At 74.6% G+C, this 15918-nt stretch carries 14 protein-coding genes; 8 read left to right on the top strand and 6 right to left on the bottom strand.

Annotated features, from left to right (window positions below; all coding sequences use genetic code 11):
• The coding region (locus tag ACI79V_RS20930; protein ID WP_456892379.1) for an MFS transporter at positions 1-1244 on the top strand (1244 nt) is incomplete at its 5' end.
• Positions 1245-1497: 253 nt separating this feature from the next.
• Here the strand turns inward: ACI79V_RS20930 and ACI79V_RS20925 are convergent.
• On the bottom strand, positions 1498-2673 hold the full coding sequence (locus tag ACI79V_RS20925) for a zinc-dependent alcohol dehydrogenase (RefSeq protein ID WP_456892377.1): 1176 nt from the start codon (positions 2671-2673) through the stop codon (positions 1498-1500).
• The gene (locus ACI79V_RS20920) at positions 2670-3137 is read right to left on the bottom strand and encodes a hypothetical protein (protein ID WP_456892375.1); all 468 of its coding nucleotides are present in this window, start codon (positions 3135-3137) and stop codon (positions 2670-2672) included. The genes ACI79V_RS20925 and ACI79V_RS20920 overlap by 4 nt, the downstream gene beginning before the upstream one ends.
• A gap of 92 nt (positions 3138-3229) precedes the next feature.
• Between ACI79V_RS20920 and ACI79V_RS20915 the strand changes: the two genes are divergently transcribed.
• Positions 3230-5020, top strand: a complete 1791-nt coding sequence (locus ACI79V_RS20915; protein ID WP_456892373.1) for an acyl-CoA dehydrogenase — start codon at positions 3230-3232, stop codon at positions 5018-5020.
• A gap of 87 nt (positions 5021-5107) precedes the next feature.
• Here ACI79V_RS20915 and ACI79V_RS20910 read toward each other — a convergent pair whose 3' ends face one another.
• Positions 5108-5329 (bottom strand): hypothetical protein, encoded by a 222-nt coding sequence (locus ACI79V_RS20910; RefSeq protein ID WP_456873847.1) that lies wholly within the window; start codon positions 5327-5329, stop codon positions 5108-5110.
• A gap of 169 nt (positions 5330-5498) precedes the next feature.
• On the opposite strand from ACI79V_RS20910, the gene ACI79V_RS20905 reads away from it, so the two are divergent.
• Together ACI79V_RS20905 and ACI79V_RS20900 are read left to right on the top strand one after the other, a co-directional pair.
• Entirely contained in the window at positions 5499-7016 is a 1518-nt protein-coding gene (locus tag ACI79V_RS20905; protein ID WP_456892372.1) for an MFS transporter, read from the top strand.
• A 103-nt stretch (positions 7017-7119) separates the two neighbouring features.
• Entirely contained in the window at positions 7120-8166 is a 1047-nt protein-coding gene (locus tag ACI79V_RS20900) for a YihY/virulence factor BrkB family protein (protein ID WP_456892370.1), read from the top strand.
• A gap of 65 nt (positions 8167-8231) precedes the next feature.
• On the opposite strand, the gene ACI79V_RS20895 is transcribed toward ACI79V_RS20900, so the two are convergent.
• Positions 8232-8939 carry a hemerythrin domain-containing protein gene (locus ACI79V_RS20895; RefSeq protein WP_456892368.1) on the bottom strand — a complete coding sequence of 236 codons (708 nt, stop codon included), beginning with the start codon at positions 8937-8939 and terminating at the stop codon, positions 8232-8234.
• 141 nt (positions 8940-9080) lie between these two features.
• Between ACI79V_RS20895 and ACI79V_RS20890 the strand changes: the two genes are divergently transcribed.
• Positions 9081-10262, top strand: a complete 1182-nt coding sequence (locus tag ACI79V_RS20890; protein ID WP_456892366.1) for an acyl-CoA dehydrogenase family protein — start codon at positions 9081-9083, stop codon at positions 10260-10262.
• A 9-nt stretch (positions 10263-10271) separates the two neighbouring features.
• On the opposite strand, the gene ACI79V_RS20885 is transcribed toward ACI79V_RS20890, so the two are convergent.
• Positions 10272-11345, bottom strand: coding sequence for a DUF2332 domain-containing protein (locus ACI79V_RS20885; RefSeq protein WP_456892364.1), 1074 nt, complete (start codon positions 11343-11345; stop codon positions 10272-10274).
• Positions 11342-12250, bottom strand: coding sequence for an ABC transporter substrate-binding protein (locus ACI79V_RS20880; protein WP_456892362.1), 909 nt, complete (start codon positions 12248-12250; stop codon positions 11342-11344). The genes ACI79V_RS20885 and ACI79V_RS20880 overlap by 4 nt, the downstream gene beginning before the upstream one ends.
• Positions 12251-12373: 123 nt before the next feature.
• Between ACI79V_RS20880 and ACI79V_RS20875 the strand changes: the two genes are divergently transcribed.
• The 3 genes from ACI79V_RS20875 to ACI79V_RS20865 are packed head-to-tail and all read left to right on the top strand — an operon-like array spanning position 12374 to position 15845.
• Positions 12374-14125 carry a phosphatase PAP2 family protein gene (locus ACI79V_RS20875; RefSeq protein ID WP_456892360.1) on the top strand — a complete coding sequence of 584 codons (1752 nt, stop codon included), beginning with the start codon at positions 12374-12376 and terminating at the stop codon, positions 14123-14125.
• Positions 14122-14745, top strand: a complete 624-nt coding sequence (locus ACI79V_RS20870) for a hypothetical protein (RefSeq protein WP_456892358.1) — start codon at positions 14122-14124, stop codon at positions 14743-14745. Before ACI79V_RS20875 ends, ACI79V_RS20870 begins: the two co-directional genes overlap by 4 nt.
• Complete coding sequence (locus ACI79V_RS20865; RefSeq protein ID WP_456892356.1) at positions 14742-15845, top strand: lysylphosphatidylglycerol synthase transmembrane domain-containing protein; 1104 nt, start codon at positions 14742-14744, stop codon at positions 15843-15845. The genes ACI79V_RS20870 and ACI79V_RS20865 overlap by 4 nt, the downstream gene beginning before the upstream one ends.
• Positions 15846-15918: the final 73 nt, after the last annotated feature.

Below are 15918 nucleotides of genomic sequence, written 5' to 3'. Positions count from 1 at the left end.
GCTTCCTCGCCGGCCAGTCCTCGCTGCTGGGCATCACCGGCTGGCGCTGGATCTTCTACGTCAACGTGCCGCTCGGCCTGCTCGCCTTCGCCGCCGTGTACCGGGTGCTGCACCTGCCGCACGAGCGGCGCGACCACCGCATCGACTGGCCCGGCGCGCTCGCCCTCGTCACGTTCCTCGTGCCGCTGCTCATCGTCGCCGAGCAGGGCCGCCTGTGGGGCTGGACCTCGGGCCGGTCGCTGGCCTGCTACGCCATCGGCGCCGTCGGCTTCGTGGCCTTCCTGCTCGCCGAGCGGGCCTACCGCGACGAGGCGCTGCTGCCGCTGCGGCTGTTCGGCAACCGCAGCTTCACCGTCGTCGGGATCGGCAGCGTGGTGATGGGTGCAGGCATGTTCGGCGGGCTGCTGCTGCTCCCGCAGTACCTGCAGATCGTGCACGGCTCCAGCGCCACGGTCGCCGGCCTGCAGATGATCCCGCTGGTCGCGGGCATCATGACCGGCGCGATGGGCTCCGGCATCGCCATCTCGCGGACCGGCCGCTACAAGGTGTTCCCGCTGGTGGGCATCGTGTCCATGACCGTCGCGCTGGTGTCGATGTCGTTCGTCGTCGGCGCCGACACCTCGATCTGGACGCTGGTCCCGTTCATGGTGCTGCTGGGCCTGGGCCTGGGCTTCAACTTCCAGCCCGCGATCCTCGCCGTGCAGAACGCCGTCTCGCCGCGGGAGATGGGCGTGGCCACCTCCTCGGTCACGTTCTTCCGCCAGATGGGCGGCACCATCGGCACCGCGGTCTTCCTGTCGGTGCTGTTCAGCCGGCTGCCCACCGACATCGGGGAGGCGGTGACCTCCGCGGCGGCGACCGACCCGCGGGTGGCCGAGGCGGTGCAGAGCGGCCGGCTGCCGGCCGGCGGCGACCTGTCGGACACCTCGTTCATCCAGTCGCTGCCGTCGTTCCTCGCCGCGCCGTTCAAGACCGGGTTCTCGAACTCGATCGACCTGGTGTTCCTCATCGCCGCGTGCGTGGTGGCCGTCGGGTTCTTCGTCTTCCTGTTCCTGCCCCAGCTGGCGCTGAGCACCAAGTCCGGCATCGAGGCGCGCCAGGCGGCTGCCCAGACCGCCGGTGAGCCGACGGGCGAGGACGCCGGCGCGCAGGCGGTCCAGGCGGCGGGTGCGGCGGCGCCGACGTCGACCGCGCCTCCGGCCGGGCGTCCCGGTGACGCCGAGCCGGTCGGCCGCCACCGCTGACGAGGCGCACGACTGCGAGAGGCCCCTTCCCGCGACCTGCGGGGAGGGGCCTCTCGTCGTCCACGGGCGGCTCGCGCGTCGACCTGCGGATGCGTGCACGTCCGGACGGCGTGTCGCCCGTGTCGCGTGCACGCAGCCGATGATCAGCAGGCCGCGTGATCGAGAGTCGAGTTGTCGCCGCCGACACGCGCGGACACGCCGGCGCGAGCGGCGACAACTGCATGGTCGACGCGGCCGGCACACACGGCGCGCCTCAGCCGTGGGGCAGGAAGACCGCGCGGACGCAGCCGTCCTGCTTCTCCTTGAAGAGCCGGTAGCCGCGCGGCGCGTCCTCCAGCGGCATCACGTGCGTGGCCAGGTACTCGGTGACCAGGTCCCCGCGCTCCATCCACTCCAGCAGGCGCGGGATGTAGCGCGGCCCGTGCACCTGGGCGCCGCGGAGGGTGAGCCCCTTGTTCATCACCGCGCCGAGCGGGAACTTGTCCGCCATCGCGGCGAAGACGCCGAGCAGGAACACGCTGCCGCCCTTGCGGCAGGCCAGGATGGCCTCGCGGACCGCCGCCGTCCGGTCGGTCTGCAGCCGCAGCTGCTGCTTGACCTGGTCGTACACCCCCTGCGGGCCGGGGCTGTGCGCCTCCATGCCCACCGCCTCGATGCACACGTCGGGGCCGCGGCCGCCGGTGGCCTCGCGCAGCTCGGCGGCCACGTCGGTGGTCGTGTAGTCGATCGTCTCCGCACCCGCGTGCGTGCGGGCCTGCTCGAGCCGCTCGGGCAGCCGGTCGACGACGAACACCCGCTCGGCGCCGACCAGCGCCGAGATGCGGGCGGCCATCTGCCCGACGGCGCCCGCCCCCCACACCGCCACGGTGTCGCCGGGCTGCACCCCACCGAGGTCGACGCCGGTGAACGCGGTGGAGGCGGCGTCGGAGGCGAACAGCGCGCGGTCGTCGGAGACGCCGTCGGGGACCACGGAGGTGCCGACGTCGGCGAAGGGCACCCGCACGTACTCCGCGTGGCTGCCGGCGTAGCCGCCCACGGCGTGCGAGTAGCCCAGGCAGCCGCCGACCGCCTGCCCCCACAGCCCCTCGGTGATGCCCGGGTTCGGGTTGCTGTTGTCGCACAGCGAGTAGAGCTCGTGGCGGCAGTACCAGCAGGCGCCGCAGGAGACGAACGAGGCGACGACGACCCGGTCGCCCACCCGGCGGTGGCGGACACCCGCGCCGACCTCGACGACCTCGCCCATGAACTCGTGGCCGATGACGTCGCCGGCGCGCATGAACGGGATGTAGCCCGAGAGCAGGTGCAGATCCGACCCGCACGTGGTGGTCCGGGTGACCCGCAGGACGACGTCGTGGTCGTTGAGGACCTGCGGCTCCGGGACGTCCTCCACCGACAGCTGGTTCACGCCGGTCCAGGTCAGGGCCCTCACAGCACGCCCTCCCGCCGCGACGCGGCCACCGCGCCGTCCAGCAGCCGGCCGCCGGGGGTCCCGGTGCGCTCGCCGTGCGGGCGCGGGTCCATCCTGAGCACCTCGCCCACCTCGACCAGCTGCTTGGCCTCGCGCAGCGCCTGCCGCAGCCGCCCGATCTCCTCGTCCGTGGCCGGCCCGCGGAAGCGGGCCGCCAGCTCGGTGCCCTTGTCGCCGGGCGCCGGGGTCACCCGGGTCTCGACCCGGTCCCCGAGGGCGGCCAGCGGGGGCGGCAGGTCGGCGAGCCGGTCCGGGTCGGCGAGCACCGTGACCGCGCGCCACCGCCGGGCGGCGGTGGCGGGGTCCTCTTTGGCCGATGCGGTGCCGACGCCGGGCAGCCGCACGTGCTGCAGCCGCCCGAGCAGCGCCGCGCCGGCTCCTCCCGCGAGACCGGTGGCCCGGCTGACGAGCTGGTCGAGGTCCATGGCGTGCTGCTACCCGGCCCGTCCTCCGGCCTATCGTGGGCCGGTCGGGCAGCGTGCCCGCGCTCCCGCCGCCGTCGCCCGTGGAGGCTCCCGTGTCCTCGCTGATCCTGTCCCGCCGCGACCTGGAGTTCCTCCTGCACGAGTGGCTGGAGGTCGAGACCCTCACCAAGCGGCCGCGGTTCGCCGAGCACTCGCGAGAGACCTTCGACGCGGTCATGGACCTCGCCGAGCAGATCGCCACCGAGCACTTCGCGCCGCACAACCGGAAGGCCGACGAGAACGAGCCGCGGTTCGTCGACGGCCGGGTGGAGATGATCCCCGAGGTCGCCAGGGCCCTCGCGGTGTTCGTCGAGTCCGGGATCATGGCCGGCACCTTCGACGAGGAGTACGGCGGCATGCAGCTGCCGCAGACCGTCGGGCAGGCGGCGTTCGCGTGGTTCAAGGCGGCCAACGTCGGGACGTCGAGCTACCCGTTCCTGACCATGGGCAACGCCCGGCTGCTGCTCGCGCACGGCTCGCAGGAGCAGAAGGACCGCTTCGTCCGGCCGATGCTCGAGGGCCGCTGGTTCGGCACGATGGCGCTGTCGGAGCCCCAGGCCGGCTCGTCGCTGGCCGACATCACCACCCGCGCCGAGCCGCAGGACGACGGCACCTTCCGGCTCGTCGGCAACAAGATGTGGATCTCGGCCGGCGACCACGAGCTGACCGAGAACATCGTCCACCTGGTGCTGGCCAAGATCCCCGGCGGCCCGCCCGGGGTGAAGGGCATCTCGCTGTTCGTCGTGCCCAAGTTCCTGGTCACCGACGACGGGTCGGTCGGCGAGCGCAACGACGTCGTCCTGGCCGGCCTGAACCACAAGATGGGCTACCGCGGGACGACGAACACGCTGCTCAACTTCGGGGAGGGCGTGCACACCCCGGGCGGGCGGTCCGGCGCCGTCGGGTACCTGGTCGGGGAGCCGCACAAGGGGCTCTCCTACATGTTCCACATGATGAACGAGGCGCGGATCGGCGTCGGGATGGGCGCGACCGTCCTCGGCTACACCGGCTACCTGCACGCGCTGGAGTACGCGCGCACCCGCACCCAGGGCCGCCCGGCCAGCAGCAAGGACCCGTCCTCGCCGATGGTCCGGCTGGTCGACCACGCCGACGTCCGCCGGATGCTGCTGGCCGCCAAGAGCTACGCCCAGGGCGGGCTGGCGCTGGGCCTGTACTGCGCGCGCCTGGTCGACGAGGAGCGGACCGCCGAGACCGAGGAGGAGCGTGCCCGCGCCCACCTGCTGCTCGACACGCTGACCCCGATCGCCAAGGCGTGGCCCTCGCAGTGGGGCCCCGTCGCCGACGACCTCGCCATCCAGGTGCACGGCGGCTACGGCTACACCCGCGACTACCCGGTCGAGCAGTTCTACCGGGACAACCGGCTCAACCCGATCCACGAGGGCACCAACGGGATCCAGGCCCTGGACCTGCTCGGCCGCAAGGTCACCCTGCAGGGTGGCGCCGGGCTGCGGCTGCTGGCCGAGACGATCTCGGCGACGACGGCGCGGGCGGCCGGGACACCGTTCGCCGACCTCGCCGCCGACGTCGACGCCGCCGTCGGCCGGCTGGTGTCGGTCACCGGCACGCTGTGGGGCACCGGCGACCCGGCGCTGGCCCTGGCCAACGCCAGCGCCTACCTCGACGCCGCCGGCCACACCGTCGTCGGGTGGCTGTGGCTGGAGCAGGCACTGGCCACGCGGGACGCGACCAGCGACTTCCACGAGGGCAAGCGCGCCGCGGCGCGGTACTTCCAGCGCTGGGAGCTGCCGAAGGTGCACACCTGGCTGGACCTGCTGGAGTCGCTGGACCGGACGGTGCTCGACACCCCCGACGCCTGGCTCTAGCCCCCGGAACGGCTCCGGAACGCGATCGCGCCCCGCGACTCCTCGAGGGAGCGGCGGGGCGCGGTCGCACGGAGGTCGGGCCGGGCGTCAGGCCGCCTGGGCCACCCCCACCGGCTCGACGGCGGCGCCGGTCACGGCGCTCTCCCGCCGGGTGGCGGCGGAGGCGGCCGCCCGCTGCTCGCGCTCGTAGCGTGCCGTCGTCGAGGTGCCCATCGCGATCACCAGCCCGGTGAGGACCAGGAACCCGACGAGGGCGACAGCCGGCCACAGAACCATCTCGAACGTCCCCTTGCTCGTCTCGTGTCGCACCACCGGACCGTGCCCGGCGGAATCGTCGTCCGCCTTCTGTGTTCCCGGCTCCAACGCCTCTCAATCGTCGTCACGTAGTGTTCACCTGACGGGCTGTGAGCACGGCCACATCCGGGCAGGCCGGCGGCCCGGTGCGGTGCAGGGGGTGGCCGCATGGTGTCATCGGGAGGTGTCCGCCGGCGCCGGGGCCCCGCCGCCCGGCACCGCCGTCTCCACCCGGCCGACGCGTCCGGCGCTCCTCGTCCTGACCCTGTCACTCGGGGTGACGACGCTGTCGCTGCTGCAGAGCCTGGTCGTGCCGGTCCTCGGCCCGATCGGCGAGCAGCTCGGCGTCTCCCCCGCCGCCGCGGGCTGGGTGCTCACCGCCAACCTGCTGGCCGCCGCGGTGCTCACCCCGGTCCTCGGCCGGCTCGGCGACGTGCACGGCGAGCGCCCGGTCGTCCTCGGCATCCTGGTCGCCGTCGCGGCCGGCACCCTGCTGGCGATCGTCACCCGGTCACTGCCCCTGCTGCTGGTCGCCCGGGTCCTGCAGGGCTCCTCCTACGGGCTCTTCCCGCTGTCGATCAGCCTGCTGCGCCGCGAGCTCCCGCCGGAGCGGCTGAGCGTGGCGATGTCGATCGTCAGCAGCACCCTGGGCGTCGGCGGTGTGGTCGGCCTGGTGGCGGCCGGGCTGCTCACCGGCGACGGCGGGGACTACCACCGCCCGTTCTGGGTCGGCCTCGGCGTCACCCTGGTGTCCCTCGCGCTGGCCGCCGTGGCGCTGCCCCGCCGCCCGGGGACGGCGACCGGCGGGGTCGACTGGGCGGGAGCCGTGCTGCTCGGCATCGGGCTGGTGCTCCTGCTGCTGCCGGTCTCGCAGGGCAACGCCTGGGGGTGGACCTCCCCGGCCACCCTCGGCTGCGCGGCCGGCGCGCTCGTCGTGCTGACCGGGTGGGTGCTGTTCCAGCGCCGCCGGACCGCGCCGCTGGTCCGCCCCGCGCTGCTGACCGACCCGCGGATGCTGGTGCCCAACCTCGCCGGGCTGGCGACGGGCGTGGGCCTGTTCGTCTCCTTCCTCGCGGTCATGCAGTACGTGCAGACGCCGCCCGCGGCCGCCGGCTACGGGTTCGGGGCGCCGGTGCTCGAGGCCGCCGTCGTCTACCTGCTGCCCGGTGGCGTGCTGGGCATCGCCCTCGCCCCGGTCGCCGGCCGGGTGGTCGACCGGGTCGGTCCCCTGCTCACCCTGCTCGCCGGGTCGCTCGCCGGCGTGGCCGGCTTCCTCGTGCTCGCCGCCGCGCGGGCGGAGCCGGCCGCCGTCGTCGTCGCCGGGCTGCTGACCCAGGCGTGGGTGACGGTGGTCTACGCCGCGCTGCCGACGCTGGTCGTCTCGGCGGTGCGGCGCAGCGAGACCGGAGTGGCCAACGCAGTGAACTCGATCGCCCGCTCGGTGGGCCAGGCGGTCGGCAGCACGGTCACCGTCGCGTTGCTCGGCGCCGCGCTCGACCCCGCCACCGGCTTCCCGCGGGCGGGGGCGTTCACCGCGGTGTCGCTGCTGGGCGCGGGCTCGGCCCTGGTGGTGGCGCTGGTCAGCGCCGGCGGCATGGTGCAGGGGCGGCGGCGCGGTCCCGCCGGCGCCGGCGGGGCGGCCGACGTCGAGCGGGCCACGGCCTGCGCCGGCGAGTGGTCGCCGGTCTCCGGGGTGCGCTGAACCGCTCCCCGACGGCGCCGGTGTGATCACCCGGTGCATGGAAGGGGGTCGTCCGGGGAACCGATCACCCTGATCCACCCGCTCCCTGCCCCGGAGGACCACGATGGCCCGCCCCCACGGCTCCCGCGCCGCGAGCACCGAGGCGTCGAAGCCGACGCGTTTCTCGGGCAACTCCACCGGTGACCCCGCGCCGCACGACGACAAGGTCAACTCGACGCGGTTCGACAACGCCCCCCGCGGCACCGACACGAAGACGACCTTCTTCGCCACGATCAAGCGCACGGTGAAGGAGTTCAGCGAGGACAACCTCACCGACTGGGCGGCGTCGCTCACCTACTACGGCGTCCTCGCGCTGTTCCCGGCGCTCATCGCGCTGACCTCCATCGTGGGGCTGCTCACCACGCCGCAGCAGCTCACCGACGCGCTGACCACCGTCCTCCCGGGTCAGGCGGCCAGCACGCTGGAGCCGGTCATCCAGCAGGTCGCCGGCAGCCAGAGCGCCGCCGGCTTCGGCCTGGTCCTCGGTCTGGCCGGCGCGGTGTGGTCGGCCTCGGGCTACGTCGGCGCGTTCACCCGCGCGTCCAACGTCGTCTACGAGACGCCCGAGGGCCGCAAGTTCTGGAAGCTCAAGCCGCTGCAGCTGCTGGTCACCCTGATCGGCATCCTGTTCGCCGCCGTCATCGTGGCGATGCTGGTGCTCAGCGGCGGGGTCGTGGAGGCCATCGCCTCGGCCGTCGGGGTGGGCGAGACGGCCCTCACCGTGTGGAACGTCGTCAAGTGGCCGGTGATCCTGGTGATCCTGGCCCTGATGATCGCCGTCCTCTACTACTCGACGCCGAACGTCAAGCTGCGCGGGTTCCGGTTCGTCAGCCCCGGCGCCGCCGTGGCGATCCTCGTGGCCGTCGTGGCCTCGGCCGCGTTCGCCTTCTACGTGGCCAACTTCGGCAGCTACAACAAGACCTACGGCGCGCTGGCCGGTGTCGTCGTCTTCCTGATCTGGTTCTGGCTGATCAACCTGGCCCTGCTGTTCGGCATCGAGTTCGACGCCGAGAAGGAGCGGACCAAGGAGCTCAAGGACGGCATCCCGGGCGCGGAGAAGGAGATCCAGCTCGACGCCCGCGCCGAGCCCAAGCCCCGCAACACCAACTAGCGGGCCGCACGGCACACACACCGGAGGCCCCCTCCCCGGCCGGGGAGGGGGCCTCCGGTGTGTGCTCAGCGGGCGGTGGGCGGGCCGTCGCCGCGGCGGGCCGGTGGGGTCCGCTCGATGACCCCTGCCACCACGGCCAGCCCGCGGCTGACCGCGGCACCGGCCGGTGCCAGCGGGGCGGGCACCCGGCGGACGACGGCGTCGACGGTGTCGCGGGTCCGGTCGACCAGCGACAGGGGCAGGCCCGACAGCGCGTTGCCCGGCGGACGCCGCGACACGGTGGGGTGCGCCCGCGTGGGCGAGACCCGGCGGACCAGCTCCCACCGGCGGCCGAGCCGGCGCAGCTCGGCGGGGTCCAGGCGCTCCTGCAGCCGCGGGAACAGCAGGTCCTCCTCGTCGCGGACGTCCTCGCGCAGCACCGTCACCAGCCGGGCGAGCCGCGTGGCCCGCTGCGGGTGGTCGGGGCCGCCCTCCTCGAGCGCGGCGACGAGCTCGTTGACCTCCTGGTGCTCGGTCTCGATCCGCCGGGTCAGCGCGTCGCCGTCGGGCAGCACCCGGCGGATCACCGGCCACAGCACGGTCTCCTCGGCGAAGGCGTGGCTGAACACCAGCCGGTCGATCCGGGTGAGCACCTCCTCCTGCGCCCGGCCGGTGGTGCCGTCGAGCTCGTGCAGCAGGCGGTCGAGCTCGACGTGGTCGGCGCGCTGGCGCACCAGCACGCTGCCGGGCCCCCCGAGCTCGTCGTCGGTCTGGTCGGCGGTGGAACGGGGCACGGGGCCCTCCTCGGGGCGCACGGGACGGAACGGTCCGGTCCTGCCCGGCGGCGGCGCCGGGCACACCGGGTTGTCCGGCGGGGCGCGGGGTAGTGCGGGCGCGGGGACAGCGGGGTCCCGATCCGCGAGGAGGGCAGTGCCATGGCCGACCGGCCCACCGTCACGTCGGACTTCTACGACCTGGAGGCGCTGCTCGACGAGCAGGACCGCGCGACGCTGCACCGCGTCCGGGCCTTCATGGACGAGCAGGTCGAACCGGTCATCAACGAGTGGTGGACGCGGGCGCAGTTCCCCCGCCAGCTGATCCCCGGCCTGGCCGAGCTGGGCATCGCCGGCGCCCAGTACTCCGGGTACGGCTGCCCGGGTCGCTCCTCGCTGTTCGACGGCATGGTGTCCATGGAACTGGGCCGGGGCGACCCGTCGGTGGCCACCTTCATCGGCGTCCACGGCGGCCTGGCCATGGGCACGATGCACCTGTGCGCCTCCGACGAGCAGAAGGAGCGCTGGCTGCCGGCGATGGCCCGCATGGAGCTCATCGGCGCGTTCGGGCTCACCGAGCCCGACCACGGCTCCGACGTCGCCCGGGGCATCCAGACCACCGCCCGCCGGGACGGCGACGAGTGGGTCCTCGACGGGCAGAAGAAGTGGATCGGCAACGGCAGCTTCGCGGATCTGGTGATCATCTGGGCGCGGGACGTGGAGACCGACCGGGTGCTCGGGTTCGTCGTCGAGACGCCGACGCCCGGGTTCAGCGCCGTCGACCTCGAGGACAAGATCGCCCTGCGCGCGGTGCAGAACGCGCTGATCACCCTCGACGGCGTCCGGGTGCCGGAGGAGAACCGGCTGCAGAACGCGAACTCGTTCCGCGACACGGCCAACGTGCTGCGGGCGACCCGGGTCAGCGTGGCGTGGTCGGCGGTCGGCTGCTCGCGCGGCGCCTACGAGCACGCGCTGCGCTACGCGATGGAGCGTGACCAGTTCGGCCGCTCGATCACCTCCTTCCAGCTCGTGCAGGACCTGCTGTTCCGGATGCTCGGCAACATCACCGCCTCCGCCGCGCTGTGCGCCCGGGCCTCGCAGCTGCAGGACTGCGGCATGCTCCGCGACGAGCACGCCTCGATGGCCAAGGGCTACTCGACGATGCGCATGCGCGAGACCGTCGGCTGGGCGCGGGAGCTGATGGGCGGCAACGGGATCCTGCTGGAGAACCACGTGGGCCGGTTCGTGGCCGACGCCGAGGCCATCTACTCCTACGAGGGCACCCGCGAGGTGAACAGCCTGATCGTCGGCCGGGCGATCACCGGCACCAGCGCGATCGCCTGAGGCCAGCCGTCAGGGATCGGCCAGCCACGCCAGCGTGCGGCCCCGCGACCAGCAGCGGCCCACGGCCTCGGCGCGCAGGGAGGACCGGTCGGCCACGGTCAGCCCGATCGTGCTGTGACCGGAGGCGCGGCGGTCCCCGAGGGTCGGGACCGCCGGCGCCACCCCGACCCCCTCCGCCGACACCCAGGCCACCGGCCGGCCGGCCGCGGCGTCGTCGAGGCGTTGCAGGAACCGCAGCCGGCCCGCGGGCGGGACCTGCGCGAGCGCCCACGCGGTGGTGACGACGGGCAGGGCGGGCGCGGGCACCCGGGCGACCGCGTCGGGCAGCAGCTCGACGGGGTCCCCCCGCAGCAGCAGCGGCGGGGCCGTCGCGGCCAGCGCGAGCTCCGCCGCCACCAACGCGGCCCGCTCCGGCTGCCCCGGCCACACGCAGGCGCGCAGCCACCGGGCGTCGTCCGCGTCGGTCGGGTCGAGCGGGTCGCGGCCGACGCCGACCCGGGCGACGACCTCGGGCACCGCCCGCTCGGGGACCGGCCGGTCCCCCACGACCGCCGCCGACAGCTGCACCGGTGACGTCGGGTCGCCGAGGAACCGCCCGTCGCCGTAGGTGGTGCCGACGCGGTCGACGAGCAGGTCGGACCAGGCCGAGCAGCCCACGCCGACGAGGCCGACCGCGTCCGCGCCCACCCGGCGGGCCGCCTCGGCGACGGCCGGGTACAGCACGGCGCAGCGCCCGGTCCCGTCGGTCCGCGGCAGCCGGCGCGCGGCGAGCGCCACGACCGCGTCGGTCGTCCCGAGCAGCGTGTCGACCGCCGCCCGCGCGGCGGCGTCGCCGTCCCCGGCGGTGTAGGCCGCGGCCAGCGCCGGGGCGCGGCCGGCGAGGGCGAGGTCGTGCAGCGCGGCGAGGACGACCGTGGGGTGCCGCCGGCGCGCGGGCAGTGCCCCGAGGGCGCGCAGCGCCTCGGGGGACCGGCTCAGGGCGACGGCGACGCGCTCGTACAGCGGTGAGGTCCCGGCGGCGTCGACCTCCGCGAAGCGCCGGTACGCCTCGGCGAGCGGGCGGGCGGTGCCCGCGGCGCTCACCGGCCGTCCCACCAGCGCAGGGCCGCCTCCTCCGGGGTGGCGCCGTCGACGGCGACGGCGCGGTTGAGCCCGACCAGGTCGAGCGTGGTCAGCTGGGCGCTGACCGCGTCCAGCGTCGCGCGCAGCCGCTCGTCGGCCACCGCGGTCCGCACGATGGGTACCACGTTCTCCGGCGGCTGCAGCGACCGGTCGTCCCGGAGCAGCAGCAGCGAGGCATCGGTCAGCCGGGCGTCGGTCGTCTCCAGCATGCCGACGTCGATCTGCCCGGTGAGCAGGGCCTCGGCCGTGGCCGACCGCGAGGGCATGCTGCGGACCTCGGCGAACTCCACGCCGTAGACCTCGCGCAGCCCGGGCAGGCAGAACCGCCGTTCCCGGCACTCGGGCGGGCCGCCGAAGACCAGCCCGGGGGCCACCGCGGCGAGCTGGGACAGCGTCGTCATCCCGTGCCGCTCGGCGAGGTCGGTGAGGACGACGAACCCGTTCTGGTCCTCGGCCTCGGCGGCGGCGAGCGGGGTCAGCCCCCGCCGGTCGAGCATCTCCGCCAGCCCGTCGCGCAGCGGCTCCGGGTGGTCGTGCACCGACCCGGCACCGGCCTGGAGGAACTCCGCGGCGGTGCCCAGGTAGTCGACGACGAGGTCGACCACCCCCTGCTCCAGCGCCGGGAAGACGACCTCGCGGGTGCCGATGCCGTGCTGCACCGTCACGGCGAAGCCCGCCCGCCGCAGCGCCTCGGCGTAGACCTCGGCCAGGGTCTGGTTCTCGGGGAAGTCGTAGGAGGCGATCCGGATCCCCGGGTCCCGGGGCGGGCCGGCGTCCGCGGCCGTGTCGCCGCATGCGCTCAGCAGGGCCGCGACGACGACGGCGACCACGGCGAGGACGGACACGGGGAACGGGCGACGGCGCATCGCGGGCCCTCCCGGGCAGGAGGCGGCGCCCCGCGGCCTTCGGGCGCGGGAGCAGCCACGCTAGTCGCGGACGGGACCAAGGTCGATGGTCCTGGGAGCGCATCGGGTGCAGCATCGGGCGGCATGGCGGCCACGACGCGGTCCTCCGCGCCGCAGACACCGGTGCCGCGGGTGCCGGCGCCGGCGGGCGGGCAGCTCCGCCGCCCGGACCCGCCGCAGGTCCACCGGGTCCACCGGCGCCGCCGGCCCTCCGGCGAGGCCCCGCCGCTGCCGCGGCACCTCAACGCGTCGGGCAAGTGGTGGCTGGCGCTCAGCGGCCTGGTGCTCGTCACCTGGGTCGTCGTGGTCGTCACCGGCAGCGTGGCCGTGTTCGACCTGGTCGACACGCGCATCCTGCAGGCCGTCGCGACCATCCGCTCCCCCGGGCTGACCCGGGTCGCCGAGGTGGCCGGCGTCCTCGCCACCGGCCGGGCCGTCCACCTGCTGTGGCTGACCAACCTCGTCGTCCTGGTCGTCTTCCGGCGGTGGCGGCACCTGTTCGTCTGGGTCGGCGTCGGCCTCCTGGTGGTCAACACCGCGACCACCATGGCGGCCGTGCTGCAGCGGCACCGGCCCTACGAGGTGGAGGTGCTCGGGTACTGGTCGGGCTTCTCGATGCCCTCGGTGCCGATGACGGTGCTGGCGACCTTCCTGGTCAGCAGCCTGTACTCGCTGGTGCCCGCCGGCCGCCGCCGCGACGTCGGCAAGTGGGTGGTGTGCGGCCTGCTCCTGGTCACGGCCGCCTCCCGGCTGTACCTGGCCCAGGACCACCCCACCGACGTCCTCGCCGGCGTCGTCCTCGGGGTCGCCGCCCCGCTGGCCGCCTTCCGGCTGCTGACGCCCAACGAGGTCTACCCCGTCGTCTACCGGCGCGGCAGCCCGGCCCACCTCGACGTCACCGGGGCGCGCGGCGAGGCGATCGTCCGGGCGCTGCAGGACCAGCTGGGCCTGGTCGCCACGTCCGTCAAGCCGTTCGGCCTGGCCGGCTCGGGGGGCTCCACGCCGCTGCGGATCACCGTCAAGGGCACCGACGACGCGGAGGACGCGGAGGAGGACAGCTGCGTCTTCGGCAAGCTCTACGCCGTCACGCACCTGCGGTCCGACCGCTGGTTCAAGCTCGGTCGCACGCTGCTCTACGGCCGGCTCGAGGACGAGAAGCCCTACCACAGCGTGCGCCGGCTGGTTCAGTACGAGGACTACGTGCTGCACCTGCTCTCCGACGCGGGGCTGCCGGTGCCGCACCCGCTGGGCATCGTGGAGATCACCCCGGAGCGCGAGTACCTGCTGGTCGCCGAGTTCCTCGTGGGCGCGCGCGAGATCGGCGACCCCGACGTCCCCGTCGACGACGACGTGATCGACCAGGGGCTGGCCGTCATCCGCCGGCTGTGGGAAATCGGCATGGCGCACCGCGACATCAAGCCGGCCAACGTGCTGGTGCGCGACGGCACCCTGTTCCTCATCGACTCGGCGTTCGCCGAGATCCGGCCCAGCCCCTGGCGGCAGGCGGTCGACCTGTCCAACATGATGCTGGTCCTCGCGCTGCGCACCGACGCCGAGCGGGTCCTCGCCCGGGCGCGCGTGCAGTTCTCCGACGAGGAGATCGCCGAGGCCTTCGCCGCCACCCGCGGCCTGACCATGCCCTCCCAGCTGCGCCGGATGCTGCGGGCGCAGGGCCGCGACCTGCACGCGGACTTCCTGCGGCTGCTGCCCTACCGGCTGCCGCCGGTGCGGATCCAGCGGTGGTCCTTCCGCAGGGTCGGGCTGACCCTGGTCACCGTCCTGGCCGTGGTGCTGGCCATCGCCGTCGGCGTCGACCTGCTCGGGGCGCCGCTGTGAGCCGGGCCGGGCGGGCGGCCGTCGGGCTGCTCGCCGTGCCCCTGCTCGCCGCGGGATGCAGCACCGGGGCGCCCAGCGTCAGCGTCGACATGCCCGCCTGCGTCAGCGGGGACGACGCGCGGGCGGCCAACGCCGTCGTGCTCATGGCCCAGGCGGTGCCGACGGCGACCTGGGTGCCGTGCGTCGAGAGCGTGCCGGTCGGGTGGACCTACGCCGGCGTGGACGCCCGCGCCGGCTCGGCCCGGTTCTGGCTCAACTCCGACCGGGACGGCTTGCGCGCCATCGAGGTGCGGCTGACCGCCGAGTGCGACACCCGGGGCGCCACCGAGATCCCCAGCGAGCGGGACGGCCTGCGCCGGTTCGAGCGGGTGACGCAGGTGACACCCCAGTACCTCGGCCGGCGCCACTACGTCTTCCCGGGGGGCTGCGTGACCATCGTCTTCACGCTGTCCGGCGACAACCGCGGGGAGCCGCTGGCCCTCGCCACCCAGAGCCTGGGCGTGGTGAGCCGGGAGCAACTGGCCGCGCAGGTGTACGAGGCGAGCGGCGGGCGGCTGCACCTCGACCCTCCCGAGGCCGACGAGGACGCCGCCGCCGATGACGGGAGGGACCCGCCGTGACCGCCGTCGCCCCGCAGGCCCCGCCCGCCCGGCCGCCGCGGCGGACCCCGCTCTGGCGCCGGGTGCTGACCCCGCTGCTCTCCCTGGCGCTGGTCGGCGCGGTCTTCTTCTGGTTCCTGCCGCAGTTCACCGACCTGTCCGACGTCTGGGCGGCGGTGCGGGCGATGTCCTGGGCGCAGGCGGCCGTGCTGGCGCTGGCCGCCGCGTGGAACCTGCTCACCTACCAGTTCGTCATGGTCACGACCATGCCGGGGCTGCGGCTGCGGGAGGCGACGGTCTCGTCGCTGACCACCACCGCGGTGTCCAACACCGTGGTCGCCGGGGCGGCGCTCTCGCTCGGGCTGACCTACGCGATGAACTCCTCGTGGGGGTTCTCCCGCTCGCGGACCTCGGTCATGCTGCTGCTGTCGGGGTTGTGGAACAACTTCGTCAAGCTCGGTCTGCCGGTGTTCGCCGTCACGCTGCTGGCGTTCTCCTCCACCCCGACCACCGGCCGGGTGCTCGCCGGGCTGGCCGGGGTCGCGGGACTGGTCGTGGCCGTGGTCCTGCTCGGCCTGCTGCTGCGCAGCCGGGAGAGCGCGGCCCGGATCGGCAGGGGCCTGGGCCGGGTGGTGTCCGCCCTGATCCGGCCGTTCGGCCGCCCGCCGGTGCAGGGCTGGGACCTGGCGACGACGAGGTTCCGCGACCGGACGGCGCTGCTGCTGCGCGCCCGCTGGCACTGGCTGACCCTGTCGACGATCGTCAGCCAGCTCTCGCTGTTCCTCGTGCTGCTCGTGGCCCTCCGCGCGGTGGGTGTCGACGCCGAGCAGGTCTCTGCCGTGGAGGCCCTGGCGGTCTTCGCCGGGGCCCGCCTGCTCACCGCCGTCCCGTTCACCCCCGGCGGCCTGGGGGTCATCGAGCTGGCGCTGATCACCGGCCTGTCCGCGGCCGGCGGCGACCGGGCGCTCGTCGCCGCGGCGGTCCTGGTGTTCCGCGCGCTCACCTACGTGCTGCCGATCCCCCTGGGCGTGGGGACGTACGTGTTCTGGCGGACCAACCGCTCGTGGCGGCGGGAGCCCAACTCCGCACCGCGCACGGAACTGGTGCCGGAGAGCGCCTGACGGGGGCCGGCCGGCCCGCCGCCGTCCTCCTGCCGGAGCCGGGGACCTGTGCTTGAGTGAGCCGGGTCACCAG

It is taken from the genome of Geodermatophilus sp. SYSU D00700 (assembly GCF_054050255.1).
This window is presented reverse-complemented; position numbering and strand designations above follow the sequence as displayed.

What these genes read in the sequence shown, in the direction of transcription:
- ACI79V_RS20920 (WP_456892375.1), bottom strand. Translation starts at nt 3,137, where the DNA reads ATGGACCTCGACCAGCTCGTCAGCCGGGCCACCGGTCTCGCGGGAGGA.
- ACI79V_RS20900 (WP_456892370.1), top strand. Translation starts at nt 7,120, where the DNA reads ATGGCCCGCCCCCACGGCTCCCGCGCCGCGAGCACCGAGGCGTCGAAG.
- ACI79V_RS20890 (WP_456892366.1), top strand. Translation starts at nt 9,081, where the DNA reads ATGGCCGACCGGCCCACCGTCACGTCGGACTTCTACGACCTGGAGGCG.
- ACI79V_RS20880 (WP_456892362.1), bottom strand. Translation starts at nt 12,250, where the DNA reads ATGCGCCGTCGCCCGTTCCCCGTGTCCGTCCTCGCCGTGGTCGCCGTC.
- ACI79V_RS20875 (WP_456892360.1), top strand. Translation starts at nt 12,374, where the DNA reads ATGGCGGCCACGACGCGGTCCTCCGCGCCGCAGACACCGGTGCCGCGG.